General features: G+C 68.7%; 2 protein-coding genes and 1 pseudogene. 1 reads left to right on the top strand and 2 read right to left on the bottom strand.

The genetic code is table 11. The features are described from left to right. The coding region (gene dapC, locus A9W96_RS06545) for a succinyldiaminopimelate transaminase (protein WP_156765135.1) at positions 1-853 on the bottom strand (853 nt) is incomplete at its 3' end. A gap of 41 nt (positions 854-894) precedes the next feature. After that, complete coding sequence (gene fdxA, locus A9W96_RS06540; RefSeq protein WP_003875467.1) at positions 895-1,221, bottom strand: ferredoxin; 327 nt, start codon at positions 1,219-1,221, stop codon at positions 895-897. Positions 1,222-1,612: 391 nt separating this feature from the next. Here fdxA and A9W96_RS31250 point away from each other — a divergent pair. Further along, positions 1,613-1,678: pseudogene (locus A9W96_RS31250) on the top strand (hemophore-related protein); the annotation flags it as partial.

Genomic DNA, 1,678 nt, shown 5'->3' with positions numbered 1-1,678 from the left:
CCGCGCGGCGGCGCTCATAGCGTTGCCGCTGTGCCAGTTCGTGGGCGTCGTCGTCGAGGGCCGCCACCATGGCCGCCTGCACCGGCGTGGGCACCATCATCCCGGCGTGCTTGCGCACGGCCAGCAGCTCGTCGACCAGCTCGGGGTCCCCGGCGACGAACCCGGCCCGGTAGCCCGCCAGCGACGAGCTCTTCGATAGGGAGTGGATCGCGAGCAGGCCGGTGTGGTCGCCGTCGCAGACCGAGGGGTGCAGGATCGACAGCGGCTGGTCGTCCCAGCCCAGCCCCAGATAGCACTCGTCGGAGGCCACCAGGCAGCCCCGGTCGCGGGCCCAGCCGACCACCTTGCGCAGGTGATCGACGCCCAGGACACGTCCGGTCGGGTTGCTCGGCGAGTTCAGGTAGTACAAGGACGGCGATTGCGGACCCAGCTGGGTCAGCGAATCCGCGCGCAGCACCCGCGCCCCGGCCAGCCGGGCCCCGACGTCATAGGTCGGATACGCCAGCTCGGGCACCACGATGACGTCCGCGGGGCCCAGGCCCAGCAGCGTGGGCAGCCAGGCGATGAGCTCCTTGCTGCCGATCACCGGGAGCACCGCCGCCTCGCCCAGCCCGGCGATGCCGAACCGGCGGTCCAGCGCGGCGACCGCCGATGCGCGCAGCCGGGCGGTGCCGGCGGTGGCGGGATAGCCCGACGCCGACGCGGCGGCGGCCAGCGCCTCCTGGATCACCGGGGCAACGGGGTCGACCGGGGTGCCGACCGAGAGGTCGACGATGCCGTCCGGATGGGCGCCGGCCAGCGCCTTCGCGTCGGCCAGCGTGTCCCAGGGGAACTCGGGCAGGGCCGCCGACACCGCCGGCCGGCGCTTTTTGAGCTGGTGGGGCACCGGGCCGCTCAGTCGCCCTCGCCCTGCGGCGGCAGATCCTTGACCACTTGCGGGTCGTTCTCGGTCAAGCCGACCTTGGCCGCGCCGCCGGGCGATCCCAGCTCGGCGAAGAAGTCGGCGTTGATCTGCGTGTACTGGCTCCACTGGTCCGGCACATCGTCTTCGTAGTAGATCGCTTCGACGGGGCAGACCGGCTCGCACGCCCCGCAGTCGACGCATTCGTCGGGGTGGATGTAGAGCATCCGAGCGCCTTCATAGATGCAGTCGACGGGGCACTCCTCGATACAGGCTTTGTCCTTGATGTCGACACAGGGTTCGGCGATCGTGTACGTCACAGACGTCTCCTCCATGTACTAAGCCAGCTGCTGGGCTCAACTGTGGGCTGGGCGTTCAGCTCGCACCGGCGCGCGTCCGACCGCATCCGGTGAAGCTTTCGGTTACTGATACTAGACGTTGCAGATACAGGTCAACCATTTGGCGCGCCTGTCGAAATACCGATTTAAGACCGACAGTCTCGGAGCCTGTGACCGGCCCCCGTTTCGCCGACGGCGAACACCGCTGGCAAGCCGCTGACCTGCGAAGAGTAACGCCCGGGCGGTGGTGTGCGATATCCGTTGTGTTGCAGGCACGCTCGCGGGGCCTGGTAATCTCAACCGAAGGACGGCAACCGCTGGGCAGATGTTCTCGCCGTAATAGCGGTGCATTAACTGGGGAAGGTGTCCACACATGAGGCTGTCGTTGAGCAAATTGGGCGTTGCGGTTGGCAGCGCGGCGGTGGCGTTGAGCGCCGCG

This window comes from Mycobacterium sp. 1245852.3 (assembly GCF_001669335.1).
Lineage (GTDB): Bacteria > Actinomycetota > Actinomycetes > Mycobacteriales > Mycobacteriaceae > Mycobacterium > Mycobacterium europaeum_A.
The sequence above is the reverse complement of the archived record's forward strand: the minus strand, read 5'-3'. Positions and strand labels throughout refer to the sequence as shown.